This window comes from Micromonospora sagamiensis (assembly GCF_014680085.1).
GTDB lineage: Bacteria > Actinomycetota > Actinomycetes > Mycobacteriales > Micromonosporaceae > Micromonospora > Micromonospora inyonensis.
Genome location: NZ_AP023438.1, coordinates 1,191,282 through 1,206,239, shown reverse-complemented (window position 1 = coordinate 1,206,239; position 14,958 = coordinate 1,191,282). Strand labels below are relative to the sequence as shown.

Here is a 14,958-nt window from a genome sequence, read left to right as displayed (position 1 = left end):
CCTCTACTCAGGCCATACGAGTAGGAGTCGTTCCTCGTGCCCCTCCGGTTCCATCGTGAGTCGAGATCACGTTCGCCAGGCTCTCCCGGTGTCGTGGTCGGAGCAGGTCCCGGGAGCCGGCCGCGACGACGGCGGGACGCCCCTCGCCCCGGGCGGTCCACACCGCGTGGCACAGCACCCGGACGCCGTCGGCGGGGTCCCCGGGGCCACCGGTCAGCACGATCTCGTCGCCCTGCCGGCGGGTGCGCCAGGGACCGCAGGCGTACCGGTCGTCCGCGCCCCGCACCGGCGGCGGTGCCCGGAAGAGACCGCGCAGGTCGGTGACGACGTGGGTCGGCCGCTGCGGGGGCGGCGCGTCGAGCAGGTCGTCGACGCGGGTGACCCCGGTCAGGACGAGCACGCTGTCCAGGCCGCTGCGCCGGGCGCCCTCGACGTCGGTGGTCAACCCGTCGCCGACCATCACGTGCGGGCCCGGCCCGCGGCGGCGGGCGTACCCGAAGATCGCCGGCTCCGGCTTGCCGGCGACCAGCGGCACCCGCCCGGTGGCCAACGTCACGGCGTGCACGAGCGCGCCGTTGCCCGGTGCCATCCCGCCCTCCCGGGGCACCGCGAGGTCCATGTTGGTGGCGATCCAGGGCAGCCCCCGGGCCACGGCGTAGGACGCCTCGGCCAGTTGCCGCCAGTCGACCTCGGGGGCCGACCCCTGGACCACCGCCACCGGGTCGTCGGCGGCGGTGCGGACCGGGGTCAGCCCCTCCTCGCGCAGGGCCGCCAGCACCGCCGCCCCGCCCACCGCGAGCACCCGGGACCCGGCCGGCACGGTGGCCGCCGCCATCGCCGCCGCGACCTGCGCCGAGGTGACCACCGACGAGGCCGGCACCGGGACGCCGAGCCGGCCCAGCAGGGCGGCCACCTCGGGTGGCGTCCGGGAGGGGTTGTTGGTGACGAAGATCCGCTCCCGTCCGCGCCCGGCCAGTTCGGCGATGGCCGACGGGGCGTGGTCCACGGCGAGGGCACCGCGGTAGACCACGCCGTCCAGGTCGAACAGCATCGTCCGGTAGCGCTCGACCAGCGGGCGGTCGTCACGCCACGGACCGGTCTCCACAGTGGTCACTCAGAGGAGTCAACCACGAAGTGGCTCGGCCGGCCGTCCTGGTGCACCAGCTTGCCGATCTTCTCGGCCTCGGCCCGGGGCATCAGCGCGAACCGGCCGTCGGTCCGCAGCACCGCCACCGAGTGCCAGGGGGTCAGCCACATGTCCCGGATCTCCAGCAACCGGATGCCGAACTTCGCCGCCCCGCAGGGCTGCGGGTGGATGGAGAGCCGGACCGACACCGGGTAGTGGTCGGCGATCAGGTCGCCCCAGGCGCGGCTGCGCTGGATCACGCCGTACGCGCGCTGGCGGCAGTCCCGCTGGAGGGCGGCCTTGCTGTCGTGCCACTCGCTGACGTCCTCGACCAGGAACCGGGTGATCCCCCGGTAGAGGCTCAACGTCTTGTCGTCGGAGCGGACCTCCTCGCGCAGGCTCTCCAGCGACTGGGCGTACTGCTCGGTGAGCAGCTTGCGCTTGCCGTCGTAGTCGTGCCCCGGGTAGACGTCCTGGAGGCTGAACGCCTCGATGTGGGACAGCCCGTGTCGCTCGACCATCGCCTGGATCTCGTCGCCGTACTCGGTGATGTGGTCGTCCGGCACGCGGATCAGGTCGCCGAAGACGTGCCCGTCGGAGCAGAGCAGCATCCGCGCCCCGGGGGTGTGCACCTTGGCGACCTGGTCGCAGAGCTGGTTGAGGAACTGCAGGGAGAGCAGTTCCCCCATGTCGGGCAGGTGACCGAGGACCTTGCGCCGGTTGGGCGATTTGCACGGGAAGGCCGGCAGGGTGAACAGGATCGGTTCCTGCCGGTCGACGAAGTGTCGGATGGCGGCGAGCTGCTCGGCGAAACAGTCGGTGTGCTCGTGCTCGCCGGCCTCGGACCGGCGGTGCGGCAGGAGGAACCGCAGGATGACGTTCGAGATCAGCTCGGCACTGTCGTTGCCGACGGTGTGGCCCTGCGGCACGGTGGGGGTGGAGCTTGGCATGGTCTTCTCCCAGCTGACATCACGCTATTGAAGGGGAGGGGCCCGAGCCGACGGTCGTCGGTGACCAGGCGTGGGTGGCCTGGTGGCTCGGGAACGCGCGCGTTCGCGCACGGCCGACCGGCGTCGGCCGCGTGGGATGGTCGTCGGACGGGATCCGGGTGGTTCAGGGCGTCGCGGTGAAGGTCACCGGCAGGCGTTCCACGCCCCGGCCGAGGACGGCCGGGATCCACCCCAGCTCGTCCGGGTCCGCGGCGAGCTTCAGGTGCGGCAGGCGCCGGAGGATCGTCTCCAGCGCGATCTGGAGTTCGGTACGGGCCAGACCGGCGCCCGGACAGAAGTGGATGCCGTGCCCGAAGGCGATGTGCGGGTTGGGCGAGCGGTCGAAGTCGAGTTCGTCCGCCCGCTCGAACCGCGCCGGATCCCGGTTGGCGGCGGCCAGGGACACGATGACCGAGTCACCGGCGGGGATCCGGGTGCCGAACAGGTCGCTGTCCTCCCGGAAGAACCGCCAGGTGGTCAACTCGAAGGCACTGTCGTATCGCATCAGCTCCTCGGAGGCGCGGGGCAGCAGTGCCGGATCGGCGGTCAGTTGTTCCAGCGCCTCCGGATGCGTCAGCAGGGCCACCATCGCGGTGTTGATCTGGTTGGTCATCGGCTCCTGACCGGCCACCAGGAGCTGGAAGATCATCGAGGAGAGTTCCTCGTTGCTCAGGCGGCCGTCGTCGTTGGCCTCGACCAGCTTGGAGAGGAGGTCGTCGCCGGGATTCGCCCGCCGGTCCGCCTCCACGTCGGCGATGTACGCCTGGAGGCCGTGCAGGAGGCCGATGTAGTGCGCCCGCTGGGGCGAGCGGGGGCCGACCGGCTGGACCACCCGGCACCACTCCCGCCGGAACCGGCGCGCGAGGTGGGGCGGCAGGCCGATCACCGTGCTCAGCACCAGGAACGGGAACCGGGCGCTGAAGCCCTCGACCAGGTCGCCGTGCCCGACCGGCGCCAGCTCGTCGAGGAGTTCGTCGGCCATCGCCTGGAACTGCGGCCGGAGCGCCTCGAGACGCCGTGGGTGGAGCGCCTCGGTGACCAACCGCCGCATCTCCGTGTGCTTGGGCGGATCCTGGTGCAGCAGGTGGACCTGGAGCTGCGAGTGCTGCGGCTCGGGCATGATGGCGGCGAGCCGGCGCCAGGCGTCGTTGCCCAGATCGTGGTTCTTGCCGAGCCGTGGGTCGGTCAGGGTGCGCACCGCCGCGTCGTATCCCGTGACGAGCCAGCCGGTCACCCCGCTGGGAAACTCGACGGGATGGACCTCGCCTTTGTCACGTAGCTGCTGGTAAGCGGTGTACGGGCAGCGTTTGAACTCCGGCCCGTAGAGCGGATACGGCTTTTCTGAGGTCATCGATGTCTCCAGGGAAGGAACTGGCGGCGCGGATGGTGTTCGTCCGGATCGCCCGTGGGTCACCGACGTCACGGGCGACGCCGGCCGCGATCGGCCCAGCTCGGGAAATGGTTTTTTCTGCGGCGTCGTCGGTGCGATGTGACATGCGGTACGTCACACCTGTTCCTGACTCCAGGAAGTAACCAGGCCTGCTTCGCAGATCGGTCCTCCGGGGAAGGAAGCAGCTGGCCGGACGGCGTTCGACCTCGGGCTGTCCTCAGCGATCACGCACCCTGACCTGCGGCGTTGTTGCTGCTTCGGCCTGCCCGTCCGCGCGCCGGAAGGGGTGTCGCCGCGTCGGACCGGTCGGATGTGCGAGCGCGGTCACGACCGCGGAAAGCCCCGTTCCTGTCGTCGCCGTGGTGGCGTCCCATCCGTTCGAAGTGCTGCCCCCGTGCGGCGGGCGACGCCTCGACCGGAGGCCGTGGCTGCACGACGTCCGCCGCTTGATTTTGTGCATCCGATCTCCTCTGATATCGGCGCAAGTCTATCTATTAGGTGGACTCCAACCGAACCGACGGATCATCTGTCGGGCGGAGCCGTCCCCCAGGGAATGTAACGCTCCATCACGAGTTAATCACTCACTTAATGACCTTGATCGAGGTGACGGAATCTTCACACGAGGGCTTGAGGTGAATGTTCATTCGGCAACGTTGCGCCCAGCGCGCCGTCTTTGCCGCATTTTGCACGCGTTTTTTGTCGTCCACCGGCGATGACTCGGCGCGGGCCGTGCGCGATTGTGTCTGTCGCGCCGGAGGGCGGAGTCTGTAGTGTCCGATGTTCCTATGGCGGAAGATGTGTGCGGGAACCTTTTGTAGGTCATCAACGACTGCCCGATATAAAATGAAATATGTGAATATGTAAAGAGATGCGGGCAGTGTCGGGAAATCTCGCCATCATCACCGTCAGGCGTCTGTGGGACGGCCTCCGGGACACGGGGAGACGTGCTCGGGGCTCCGTGGCGGGGCAGGGGCGTCACAGGCGGCAGCCGGCGGCCGGCCTGCGGCGTCCAGTTGGCCCTCGGTGTGGACCGACCGGCCGGGGCCGACAGGAAGCCCGGTCGAGTCGTCCGGTGCCGGACGGTGCCCAGTCTCGGGTGGACGCGTCGAGCGCGGCTCGCGCCCGGGTCGAGGGACATTCCGTGGCTGCGCGGGGACGCCGCCGGCTCCGACCGGAGCGGCCCCTGGTGATCACGGTACGGTCGCGCCGGCGGACGCGGTGGGCGGTGTTCCGCTGTCAGGGTGGCCGACGCGGGCGCCTGCCCGGGGTGTGTCCCGTCCCGCCGGCCGGGGGTCGCCCGTCATGGTCGGGGGTTCGGCAGCCCAGGGACGCTCACGCCGGTTCGGGTGACCCGGAGCCGAGGGTGACCGGCGGGGCGGGGTTCCCCTGTCCCCGGAGACCCTCCGGTCGCCGCCGGGAACGGGCGGCGATCGGCCGTGGACGCAGTGGCGGTGCGTCCCCCGGGCTTTCGGGGCCGAACCGGCGGACCGGTCGCCGGGGCGGAACCGGCGGCAGGCCGGCGGCGGGTGATCGTCCACCGCTCCGCCGGATGCCGGACGGCGCGGCCGGCGCGGATCCGTCGGACCCGCCGCCGGCTTCCCGCCGTCCGGCCCGGACGGTCAGCGGCCGGGACCGCGCAGGTCGCTCGGTCGTTCGTTGAGATGCGGGTACGGACTGTCCGGCACCTCGACGCCGAGGAAGCGGCAGAGTGGCTCCCAGCCCTGGCCCGCGCGGTACTCGAGGAGGCGGTCGGCCGGGACCTCCCGACGGACCGCCTCGTTGTGCCGTTCGTAGCAGGCGATGATGTGGTCGCGGTCGTCGATCCGGCCGTCGAAGCAGCGCGGCACGATGACCCGGTGCCCGACGAGGGTGGCGGTCTGGACGAGTGGTTCCGCGGGCCGGTCCGGGAAGTGGGTCGCCAACGCGGTGCTCCCCTCGCCCCGCCGCAGCACGTTCAGGATGGTCTTCTCCATCGACTCGTACCAGGCTGCGGAGTCCCGGGTGGTCAGGATGATCTTGGCGTGTGGGTACTCCTGCATCAGTTCACGCCAGAAGGCGGTCCCCGGCCACTCCACGCTCGCGCGGTAACCGTCGAGTGCCGTCCGGAGGGAACTGACGTCGTTCTCCGCCGCGGCCAGCCAGTACTTGGCATGATCCGGCTCCTCGAAGAGCGTGCTGAAGTGGTAGCACGGGTCGAAGCCGAGCTGCACGAGGGCTGCCTGTAGGGAGAGGGTGCCAGTCCGGCCGAAGCCGACCCCGATCACGTCCATTGAGATGTGTCCTTCCACGGTGGAAACAGGTGCCGGGCGGTGTCAGTCGAGCGCCTTCTCGGGCATCACCTCGATCGGGTTGGCCACGGCGGGCGCCACGGCGGGCCGGGTACGGCGGGCCGCCAGCCACAGGCCCACGGCGAGGACGACGGCGGTGAGCGTGGCGATGACGAGCGCGGTCGTCAGGGCGTTCCGCATGCCGGCTACCGAGTGGTCGGAGGCGGCCCAGACGGCCGTCGCGGCGGCCGGGCCGAGGGTGAAGCCGAGCATCCGCCCGGACTGGAGAGCACCCGCCGCGGTGGCGGCGAGGGCACGCGGGGCGGCCCGCATCGCCATGGCCTGGGCGGGCCCGCCGAACAGGGCGGTGCCGGCCCCACCCACCGCCAACCGCCATGCCAGGTCCGCCGGGGTCCAGTCGCTGTCGAGCGGCTGGACCAGCAGCACGGAGGCCGCCACCAGGAGCGCCCCGACGAGCGCCACCGGCCCGGGTGCCCAGCGGTCCGCCAGGGTGCCGCCGACCGGTGCGAACACCGCCATCGCCAGCGGGTACGCCAGCACCGTCAGGCCGGCGACGGCAGCGCTCGTGCCGAGCACCTGGAGCAGGAAGAACGGCACGATGAACGCCAGCATCGCGTACCCCAGCGAACCGGTGACGATCGCGAGCGTCGCCACCGAGATCTCCCGCGTCCGGAGCAGGTCCAGCACGGGCCGGTTGGTGCCGAGCCGGTGCCAGAGCACGAGGGCCGGCACAGCGAGCAGCGACAGCAGCACCCAGGCCGCGCCCCGGGTCGGCGCCAGCGAGATGCCGCCCAGGACGGCGCCGACCGACACGGCGATCAGCCCGGCGGCGAGCAGCCACTCCCGGTCCGGCAGCCGGAACGCCTTGTCGGTGGCGGGAATCGTCCGTAGGCCGATCGGCAGTACCACGGCGCAGACGGGCACGACCACCAGGAAGGCCGCACGCCAGCCGATCGTGTCGAGCAGGAACCCGCCGAGCGACGGGCCGGTGATCGCGCCGAGCGGCCCCATGGTGGCGATGACGCTCATCGCCCGGCCGTGCGCGTCGGCGCGTACCGCGAGGGCGGCCAGGGCGGGGGCCATGGCGAAGATCATCGAGGCGAAGACGCCCTGCAGGACCCGGGCGGTGATCAGGGCCTCGATCCCCGGGGCGGCACCGGCGGCGAGGCTGGTGAGCCCGAAACCGCCGACCGCGAAGGCGTACGCCGCCCGGCGGTCGATCTGGTCGAGCCAGCGTCCACAGGGCAGGACCAGGATCACCGCCGGCAGGAGGTAGCCGACCGCGACCCACTGGGTCACGCCCTGGGTGGTCCCGAGTTCCTGCTGGATGACGGGGAGCGCGACGTGTACGACGTTGATCTCCAACATCACGAGGAAGGAGATCAGACCCGCGGTGAGCACGACCGCCCAACTGTTGCGTTGACGCGGTTCGGCTGGTCCGTTCGGCGGAGGTGTGATCTCCCGGCTCTGCGTCACGTTCCTGCTCCATCCACGCGGTCGTCGGGGCGCTTGTGTCTGAAGGTAGTCGCTCCGCTACCGGATTTGGTTCACGTGGATCACGAGATTCTTGAATGTCCCCGCCACCTGCGGCGGGACCGGTATGTCCGATGCTGATCGCACAACCGTCGGGAACTTCCCGGGTACGGAGCGCGACTAACGGAACATGACTGAGATGTTGGCGGGGAGGCGGGCCGCCCGAGCTGCGCGGACAGCCTGTCCTTTCCATCGCGTGGGACGGGCGCGTCGGTCTCGGCCATCCGGTGCCGACCGGCGGCACCGGTTTCCGAGGACCGCCTCCTGGCTGGCCGTCATGGTGAGCGGCGTGGTGGTGCTGGCCGGCTGCGGTGGCACCGGCCCGGACAGCGGCAACAGCGCGACCGGCACGGTGACCATCAAGGACTGTCAGGGCAGGGACGTGACCGTGCCCGCGTCGCCGCGCCGGGTGGTCACGCTGGACGGCTACGCCGCCCAGGCCATGGCGAGACTGGGACTGGCCGACCGGATCGTGGGAACGGGTTACCCCGCCCCGTTCGGCTCCGACCAGCAGCCCTTCCGTGGTGAGCTGGAGAAGCTCCCCGTGCTCGGGCGGAACGTGGCGACCACGGAGGTGGTGGCCGCCGCCAATCCCGACCTCGTGCTGACCGGTTTCTCCAGCTTCGGCCAGGCGCCCGGCAGCCCGAGCGACGCCGACCTGGAGACGATGAGGGCCAAGGGCCTGGCCGCCTGCCTGGGTGACGAGAAGAAGGGCGCCCCGGCGAGCCTCGCCTCGACGTACGACTTCCTCACCCGCCTCGGCCAGGTGTTCCAGGTGGAGGCGCGGGCCGAGCAGGTCGTCGGGGAACTGCGCGCCCGGGAACAGGCCGTGGCCGCGAAACGGCGCTCGGACCGACCGCGGGTGCTGATCCTCCAGGACAACCCGGTGGCCGGGCAGCCGTTGAAGACCTCCGGCACGGTGACGATCGCCCACGCCCTGATCGAGGCGGCCGGCGGCCAGAACGCCTTCACCGACGTGACGTCGATGCACGCGGACGTCTCACCCGAGGAGGTCCTCAAGCGGGACCCGCAGGTCATCTGGGTGATCAGTGACTATCCGTTCGCCAAGGTGAAGGGTGAGGAACTGCTGCGGCAGGTGAAGGCGAACCCGCTGCTGGCCAACACGAGCGCGGTCCGGCAGGGCCGGGTCGTCGGCACCTCACAGTTCCTGGTCTCCTTCCCGACCCCGCTCAACCTGGACGGCCTGGAGCAACTCGCGGCCGGGCTGTGGACGGGGCGGCCGTGACGGTCGCGGAGGCGCCCGCCGCCCCCGGCAGGGAGGCGAAGCGGCGGATCGGCCGGCGTCCGGAACGCGTCCCGTACGCCGTGGTGCTCGGTGGACTGTTCGCCATGCTGCTGGTGTCGCTGGTCGCGGCCACCGGCATCGGGCCGGTCCGGGTGCCGGCCGACGAGGTGGGCCGGATCCTTCTGCACCACCTGACCGGCGGCGGGGACAGCGCGTCGACCTCGGATCTGATCGTGTGGCGGATCCGGTTCCCCCGGGTGCTGCTCGGTGCCGTGGTCGGCGCCGGGCTCGCGCTCTCCGGCGCGGTGGTGCAGAGCGTGGTGCGCAACCCGATCGCCGATCCGTACCTTCTCGGGTTGTCCTCCGGCGCGTCGGTCGGTGCGGTGGTCGTGCTGACCACCGGCCTGGCCGTGCTGGGTGCCCTGACGCTGCCCACGGCGGCCTTTCTCGGCGCGGCCGCCGCCATGGCCGTGGTGCTGACCCTGGCGCGGCAGCACGGCCGGCTGCTGCCCCTGCGGCTGGTGCTCGTGGGGGTGGCGTGCGCGCACCTGCTCGGTGGGGTGACCTCCTTTCTGCTGACCCGCTCGGACAGCGCGGCGGTCCAGCAGCAGATCATCTTCTGGTTGCTCGGCGGCCTCTCCGGAGCGCGCTGGGAGTCGCTGGCGGTCCCCGCCGTGGTGGTCCTGGTCGGCACGGCGTTGCTGATGCTGGTGAGCCGGCGGCTGAACGTCCTCGTGCTCGGCGAGGAGGCGTGCGCGGCCCTCGGGGTCTCCGCCACCGTCCTGCGGCGTCAGCTGCTGATCCTGGTCACGCTCCTGACCGGCACGGTGGTCGCCGTCTCCGGCGGGATCGGGTTCGTCGGCCTGATCGTGCCGCACCTGGCCCGCATGCTCGTCGGGGCCGACCACCAGCGGATGCTGCCGGTGACCGTCACGCTGGGGGCGCTGTTCCTCATCTGGTCCGACGTCGCCGCCCGGATGCTGATCTCGCCGACGGAGCTGCCGATCGGCATCCTCACCGCGTTCCTGGGCGTGCCGTTCTTCCTGCTGGTCATGCGGGCCCGGGGCCTGGCCGGAGAGGAGATGTGATGGACCTGTCCGTCGACGGGGTGTCGGTGACGCGGGGTGGCCGGAAGATCCTCAGCGAGGTGAGCCTGTCGACCCGGGCGGGTGACTTCACCGCGCTCGTGGGGCCGAACGGCAGTGGCAAGAGTTCCCTGCTGCGCACGGTCTACCGGGCCTACCGCCCCGACGCCGGGACGGTGCTGATCGGTGGCCGTGACGTCTGGAAGATGACCGCGGCGGAGGCGGCCCGGCACACCGGCGTGCTGGCCCAGGAGCAGCACTCCGGTTTCGAGTTCACCGTCTTCGAGACCGTCTGCCTGGGGCGCTCGCCGCACCTGGGTACGTTCGACCGCTTCCGCGCCGTGGACCGTCAGGTGGTGGAGGAGGCTCTCGAGCAGACCGGGTTGGTGGACCTGGCGCACCGCCGGGTCGGGCAGCTGTCCGGAGGGGAACGGCAACGGGTCCTCCTCGCCCGCGCCCTGGCACAGGAACCGCGGCTGCTGGTGCTCGACGAGCCGACCAACCACCTCGACATCCGTCACCAGCTGGAGTTGATGGAGCTGGTCCGGGGTCTCGGGGTGACCACGGTGGCCGCGCTGCACAGCCTCGACCTCGCCGCGACCTACGCGGATTCGGTCGTCGTGCTCCAGGAGGGGCGGGTCGTGGCGACCGGCGCGGCGGAGAGCACGATCACCCCCGAGATCCTCCGGACGGTCTTCGGGGTCGACGGCCGGATCGACACGGACGCCGACACCGGCCGGGCACTGCTGAACACCCGTCCGCTGTGTGTCTGCCCGGCCCGGTCCTGTCACTGGAGCTGCAAGCCGTCGGACGCGTCGCGGGTGAGTCAGATGTAACGCCGAAAACCCGTCGGGGTCGTCACGCCCGTCCTGTCGCGGGCGTATCGAGCATGCCCGAAGATGGTCGAACAAAGGCGGCCGAAACGCCGGCAGATTGGGTCAAAGGCCGTGCTCACATCGAGCCAACAAATAGTCCGTGATGATTGGAATGGCATGTCGGCAATCTCGCTGTCACGGTCTTTACCCTGGGATGTTCATCGATGTTGCTGGTAGATTGCTGCGGTACCTGGGGACGCGCGGATGCACGTCGGCGCAAGGCCGTGTCACTCGACCGTGTCGACGTTGACCGGCCACCGGCAATCCATGTTCGTCCTCGTTCCCGCCGGGGTCGGCGCGGGCCGACCCCGCTGATTGCTGCTAGAGGGGCACGATGACGGCTGACCACACCACCGAAGCGCCCACCTACCCTTTCGGGCCGGTTAACAAGCTCGATCTCCACCCCCGATACGCGGAGCTGCGCCGTACCGAACCGATCACCCGCGTCCGCATGCCCTACGGGGGCGAGGCGTGGTTGATCACGGGCTACACCGAGTTGAAGCAGTTCCTCGCCGACCGCCGATTCAGCTCGCTGCGGGCCACCGAACCGGACACCGCCCGGGTGACCCCGTTGCCCCTGCGCAAGGGGAACCTGCTCTCGATGGATCCGCCCGAGCACACCCGGATCAGGCGGGTCGTCGCCGGTGCCTTCACCAAACGTCGGATCGACGCCCTCGCGCCGCGCATCAAAGAGGTGGTGCACGAGCAGCTCGACGCGATGGCGAAGCACGGTGCCCCGGTCGACGCGGTCGAATACCTCGCCGTTCCGGTGCCGGTGACGATGATCTGCGAACTCTTCGGCATCTCGTACGAAGACCGGGACCGGTTCCGGCAATTCTCGGACATCTTCGTCGCCACCAGCGGGGCGCCGCCGGAGGAGATCGAGCGGTCGCGCAACGAGTTGGAGGCGTACCTGGGCGAGCTCGCCGAGCAGCGCCGACGGGAGCCCCGGGAGGACCTCGTCACGACCCTGCTCGAGGCGTTCGAGCAGAAGGACCGGCTCAGCGAGACGGAGATGCTGCGGACCGGCATCGGCATCCTGATGGCGGGCCACGAGACGTCGCTCAGCATGATCGCGAACGTGCTCTACCTGCTGTTGGCCCAGCCCGAACTCTGGGCCCAACTGCGCGACGACCCGCGCCTGGTGCACAGCACCATCGAGGAGATGTTGCGGGTCATCCCGCTCCGCTCGGTGGGCAGTTTCCCCCGGGTGGCGATCGAGGACGTCGAGATCGCCGGGGTCACCATTCGCGCCGGTGAGACCGTGGTCTTCCAGCGGGCTTCGGCGGACCGTGACGAGAGGATCTTCGACAATCCGGAGGAGATCGACCTGACCCGGTCGCACAATCCCCACCTGGGGTTCGGGCACGGGGCGCACCACTGCCTCGGTGCGTCGATCGCGAGACTGGAACTCCAACTCGTCCTGGAGGGCCTCATCGAGCGTTTTCCGCAGCTCCGGTTGGCCGTGCCCGCGGACGAGGTGCCGTGGAAGCCCGGTCTGATCGCCCGTTGCCCCTCGGCCCTGCCGGTCGAGTGGTAGGAGGGCCGGCGATGACTGCGCGACAGTGGAAGGTGGAGGTCGGTTCCTCGTGCATCGGCTCCGGGGTGTGTCTGGCCACCGCGCCCGACCGCTTCCGGCTGGTGGACGGATGGTCGGAGCCGGTGGAGAAGGTGGTTCCGGAGGGCGATCCGTTGGTCGTCGCGGCGGCGGAGGTCTGCCCCGTCAGCGCGATCGGCGTACGTGACGCCGAGACCGGATCCGAGCTGCGGATTATCAGTTAGGAATGTAACGGTAATGGGTCGGGGGTGCCGTGTCGTCGGGATCGGCCGGATGTGGCGGGGGCGTTACGCCCCGGCCACCGGAGCCCGCTGGGCTGGAGTGTGGAACATGATGTGCCGTCCATATCCGAGGGTGGTCGCCACCGTGTCGGGCTCTCCCGGAAAGGATCTGTCATGAACGCGATCTGGCGACTCGGCACCTACCTGCTCGTCCTGCTCGTGATCTTTTCGGTGATGCTGATCATCGGCCGGCTCATCGGTCCGATCAGTTCACCGGCGGAGAGCGGTGAGGGCCACGACATGATGATGTCCACCGGGCAGGTCGCCGTGGCTACCGCCGGGCAACCGGGGGAGGTGGCGTGATGAGCGTCGCCACGCCTCCCGAGGTGTCCCCCGCGACCAACCGGATCGACCTCGTCATCGGTGGCATGACCTGCGCGGCGTGCGCGAGCCGGATCGAGAAGAAGCTCAACCGGCTGCCCGGGGTCCACGCCACGGTCAACTACGCGACGGAGAAGGCCAGCGTGGCGTTCCCCGACGACCTCACCCCGGCGGACCTCATCGCCACCGTGGTGAAGGCCGGCTACACCGCCGAGGTGCCGCCCCCGCCGGAGGAGGTGGAACGCGGCGTCGCACCGGCGGATCCACTGGACGACCTGCGGAAGCGGCTGCTGGTCTCGATCGCGCTCTCCGTACCGGTGATCGCGCTGGCCATGGTGCCGGCCTGGCAGTTCACCTACTGGCAGTGGCTGTCACTGACCCTGGCCGCCCCGGTGGTGGTCTACGGCGGCTGGCCGATGCACCGCGCGGCCTTCGTCAACCTGCGCCACGGCGCGGCCAGCATGGACACCCTGGTCTCGCTCGGGACGCTGGCCGCGTTCGGCTGGTCGGTCTGGGCGCTGTTCCTCGGCACCGCGGGCACGCCGGGCATGCGGCACGAGTTCTCACTCAGCGTGTCGCAGACCGACGGGGCGGCCAGCATCTACCTGGAGGTCGCCGCCGGGGTCACCATGTTCATCCTCAGCGGCCGCTACTTCGAGGCCCGGGCGAAGCGTCGCGCCGGGGACGCGCTGCGTGCCCTGCTCCAGATGGGCGCGAAGGAGGCGTCCGTCCTGCAGAACGGGGCGGAGGTCCGGCTGCCCATCGACCGGGTGGTGGTGGGGCACCGGTTCGTGGTCCGGCCCGGCGAGAAGATCGCCACCGACGGGGTGGTCGAGGAGGGCAACGGCACCGTCGACGTGTCGATGCTCACCGGGGAGTCCGTACCGGTGGAGGTCGCACCGGGCGACGAGGTCGCCGGGGCGACGGTCAACCGCAGCGGACGGCTCGTGGTCCGCGCCACCCGGGTCGGTGCCGAGACGCAGCTCGCGCAGATGGCCAAGCTCGTCGAGGAGGCGCAGTCGGGCAAGGCGCCGGTGCAGCGGCTGGCCGATCAGGTGGCCGGGGTGTTCGTACCGGTGGTGATCGGGCTGGCCGTCGGGACGCTGGGCTTCTGGCTGGGCACCGGGATGGGCTCGCCGTCCTTCGCCTTCGCCGTGGCCGTTCTGATCATCGCCTGTCCGTGCGCGCTCGGCCTGGCCACGCCCACCGCCCTGCTGGTCGGGACTAACCGGGGTGCCCAGCTGGGGGTGCTGATCAAGGGACCGCAGATCCTGGAGAACAGCCGTCAGGTGGACACCGTCGTGCTGGACAAGACCGGCACCGTCACCACCGGCCGGATGAGCCTGCTGGACGTGGTCGTCGCCGACGCCGAACGGGACGAGGTGCTGCGGGTCGCCGCGTCGCTGGAGTCCGCCTCCGACCACCCGGTGGCCCGGGCGATCGTGGCCGGGGCCGGCGACCCGGCGCTGCTGCTGCCGGTCACCGACTTCGCCGACCTTCCCGGGCTCGGCGTCCGGGGCACGGTCGCCGACCGGCCGACCCTGGTCGGGCGGTCCCGGCTGCTCACCGAGGCCGGGCTGGAGATCCCGCCCGCGCTCGACGAGGCCCGACAGGCGGCCGAGGCGGCCGGTCGCACCGCCGTGCTGGTCGGTTGGGCGGGCGCCGTCCGGGGTGTCTTCGTGGTGGCCGACACCGTCCGGGAGACCAGCGTCCGGGCGGTCGCCGAGCTGAAGGCCCTGCGCCTGGTGCCGGTGCTGCTCACCGGGGACAACGAGAAGGTGGCCCGGGCGGTGGCCGCCGAGGTCGGCATCGCCGACGTCATCGCCGACGTGCTGCCCGCCGAGAAGGTGCAGATCATCAAGGAGTTGCAGGCCGAAGGGCGGACGGTCGCCATGGTCGGCGACGGGGTCAACGACGCGGCGGCGCTGGCCCAGGCCGACCTGGGGATCGCGATGGGCAGCGGCACCGACGTGGCCATCGAGGCGTCGGACCTGACCCTGGTCCGGGAGGACCTGCTCGCGGTGGTGGACGCCCTGCACCTCTCCCGGGGCACCCTTCGGGTGATCAGGGGCAACCTGTTCTGGGCGTTCGCCTACAACCTCTGCGCCCTGCCGCTGGCCATGGTGGGCATGCTCAACCCGATGATCGCCGGTGCCGCGATGGCGCTCTCCTCGGTCTTCGTGGTCTCCAACAGCCTGCGACTGCGGACGTTCCAGCCAGCGAGAGCGTCGTCGTGACACCGGTGGGCGGGCGCGGCCCGGCGCCC

General features: G+C 70.9%; 12 protein-coding genes. 7 read left to right on the top strand and 5 right to left on the bottom strand.

The window, feature by feature from the left end:
* Positions 1-7: 7 nt before the first annotated feature.
* The 5 genes from IGA62_RS04885 to IGA62_RS04865 all read right to left on the bottom strand — a co-directional run bounded on the left by IGA62_RS04885 (position 8) and on the right by IGA62_RS04865 (position 7,269).
* Positions 8-1,114, bottom strand: coding sequence for an HAD-IIA family hydrolase (locus IGA62_RS04885; RefSeq protein WP_222433299.1), 1,107 nt, complete (start codon positions 1,112-1,114; stop codon positions 8-10).
* A complete protein-coding gene (locus IGA62_RS04880) occupies positions 1,111-2,076 on the bottom strand; it encodes an L-tyrosine/L-tryptophan isonitrile synthase family protein (protein WP_145816061.1) in 966 nt (321 codons plus the stop codon). Before IGA62_RS04880 ends, IGA62_RS04885 begins: the two co-directional genes overlap by 4 nt.
* Positions 2,077-2,239: 163 nt before the next feature.
* The gene (locus IGA62_RS04875; protein ID WP_145816062.1) at positions 2,240-3,466 is read right to left on the bottom strand and encodes a cytochrome P450 family protein; all 1,227 of its coding nucleotides are present in this window, start codon (positions 3,464-3,466) and stop codon (positions 2,240-2,242) included.
* A 1,658-nt stretch (positions 3,467-5,124) separates the two neighbouring features.
* Positions 5,125-5,775, bottom strand: a complete 651-nt coding sequence (locus IGA62_RS04870) for a sulfotransferase family protein (RefSeq protein WP_145816063.1) — start codon at positions 5,773-5,775, stop codon at positions 5,125-5,127.
* 42 nt (positions 5,776-5,817) lie between these two features.
* Entirely contained in the window at positions 5,818-7,269 is a 1,452-nt protein-coding gene (locus tag IGA62_RS04865; protein ID WP_145816064.1) for an MFS transporter, read from the bottom strand.
* 334 nt (positions 7,270-7,603) lie between these two features.
* Between IGA62_RS04865 and IGA62_RS04860 the strand changes: the two genes are divergently transcribed.
* From IGA62_RS04860 to IGA62_RS04830, 7 genes are all read left to right on the top strand, one after another.
* Complete coding sequence (locus IGA62_RS04860; RefSeq protein ID WP_186499742.1) at positions 7,604-8,572, top strand: ABC transporter substrate-binding protein; 969 nt, start codon at positions 7,604-7,606, stop codon at positions 8,570-8,572.
* Positions 8,569-9,660 (top strand): FecCD family ABC transporter permease, encoded by a 1,092-nt coding sequence (locus IGA62_RS04855; protein WP_198501202.1) that lies wholly within the window; start codon positions 8,569-8,571, stop codon positions 9,658-9,660. The genes IGA62_RS04860 and IGA62_RS04855 overlap by 4 nt, the downstream gene beginning before the upstream one ends.
* Positions 9,660-10,493, top strand: a complete 834-nt coding sequence (locus tag IGA62_RS04850) for an ABC transporter ATP-binding protein (RefSeq protein WP_145816066.1) — start codon at positions 9,660-9,662, stop codon at positions 10,491-10,493. Before IGA62_RS04855 ends, IGA62_RS04850 begins: the two co-directional genes overlap by 1 nt.
* Before the next feature lie 373 nt (positions 10,494-10,866).
* Positions 10,867-12,072, top strand: coding sequence for a cytochrome P450 (locus tag IGA62_RS04845; RefSeq protein ID WP_145816067.1), 1,206 nt, complete (start codon positions 10,867-10,869; stop codon positions 12,070-12,072).
* A gap of 11 nt (positions 12,073-12,083) precedes the next feature.
* Positions 12,084-12,314: a ferredoxin gene (locus IGA62_RS04840; RefSeq protein WP_145816068.1), complete on the top strand. Its 231-nt coding sequence runs from the start codon at positions 12,084-12,086 to the stop codon at positions 12,312-12,314.
* Between the two features lie 171 nt (positions 12,315-12,485).
* Positions 12,486-12,674: a hypothetical protein gene (locus IGA62_RS04835; protein ID WP_145816069.1), complete on the top strand. Its 189-nt coding sequence runs from the start codon at positions 12,486-12,488 to the stop codon at positions 12,672-12,674.
* Positions 12,674-14,929 carry a heavy metal translocating P-type ATPase gene (locus IGA62_RS04830; protein ID WP_145816070.1) on the top strand — a complete coding sequence of 752 codons (2,256 nt, stop codon included), beginning with the start codon at positions 12,674-12,676 and terminating at the stop codon, positions 14,927-14,929. The genes IGA62_RS04835 and IGA62_RS04830 overlap by 1 nt, the downstream gene beginning before the upstream one ends.
* The last annotated feature ends 29 nt before the right edge of the window (positions 14,930-14,958 follow it).

Bases quoted from the DNA above. Each gene is read 5' to 3' on its own strand.
- IGA62_RS04880 (WP_145816061.1), bottom strand. From the start codon at position 2,076: ATGCCAAGCTCCACCCCCACCGTGCCGCAGGGCCACACCGTCGGCAAC.
- IGA62_RS04875 (WP_145816062.1), bottom strand. From the start codon at position 3,466: ATGACCTCAGAAAAGCCGTATCCGCTCTACGGGCCGGAGTTCAAACGC.
- IGA62_RS04870 (WP_145816063.1), bottom strand. From the start codon at position 5,775: ATGGACGTGATCGGGGTCGGCTTCGGCCGGACTGGCACCCTCTCCCTA.
- IGA62_RS04860 (WP_186499742.1), top strand. From the start codon at position 7,604: ATGGTGAGCGGCGTGGTGGTGCTGGCCGGCTGCGGTGGCACCGGCCCG.
- IGA62_RS04850 (WP_145816066.1), top strand. From the start codon at position 9,660: ATGGACCTGTCCGTCGACGGGGTGTCGGTGACGCGGGGTGGCCGGAAG.
- IGA62_RS04845 (WP_145816067.1), top strand. From the start codon at position 10,867: ATGACGGCTGACCACACCACCGAAGCGCCCACCTACCCTTTCGGGCCG.
- IGA62_RS04840 (WP_145816068.1), top strand. From the start codon at position 12,084: ATGACTGCGCGACAGTGGAAGGTGGAGGTCGGTTCCTCGTGCATCGGC.
- IGA62_RS04835 (WP_145816069.1), top strand. From the start codon at position 12,486: ATGAACGCGATCTGGCGACTCGGCACCTACCTGCTCGTCCTGCTCGTG.
- IGA62_RS04830 (WP_145816070.1), top strand. From the start codon at position 12,674: ATGAGCGTCGCCACGCCTCCCGAGGTGTCCCCCGCGACCAACCGGATC.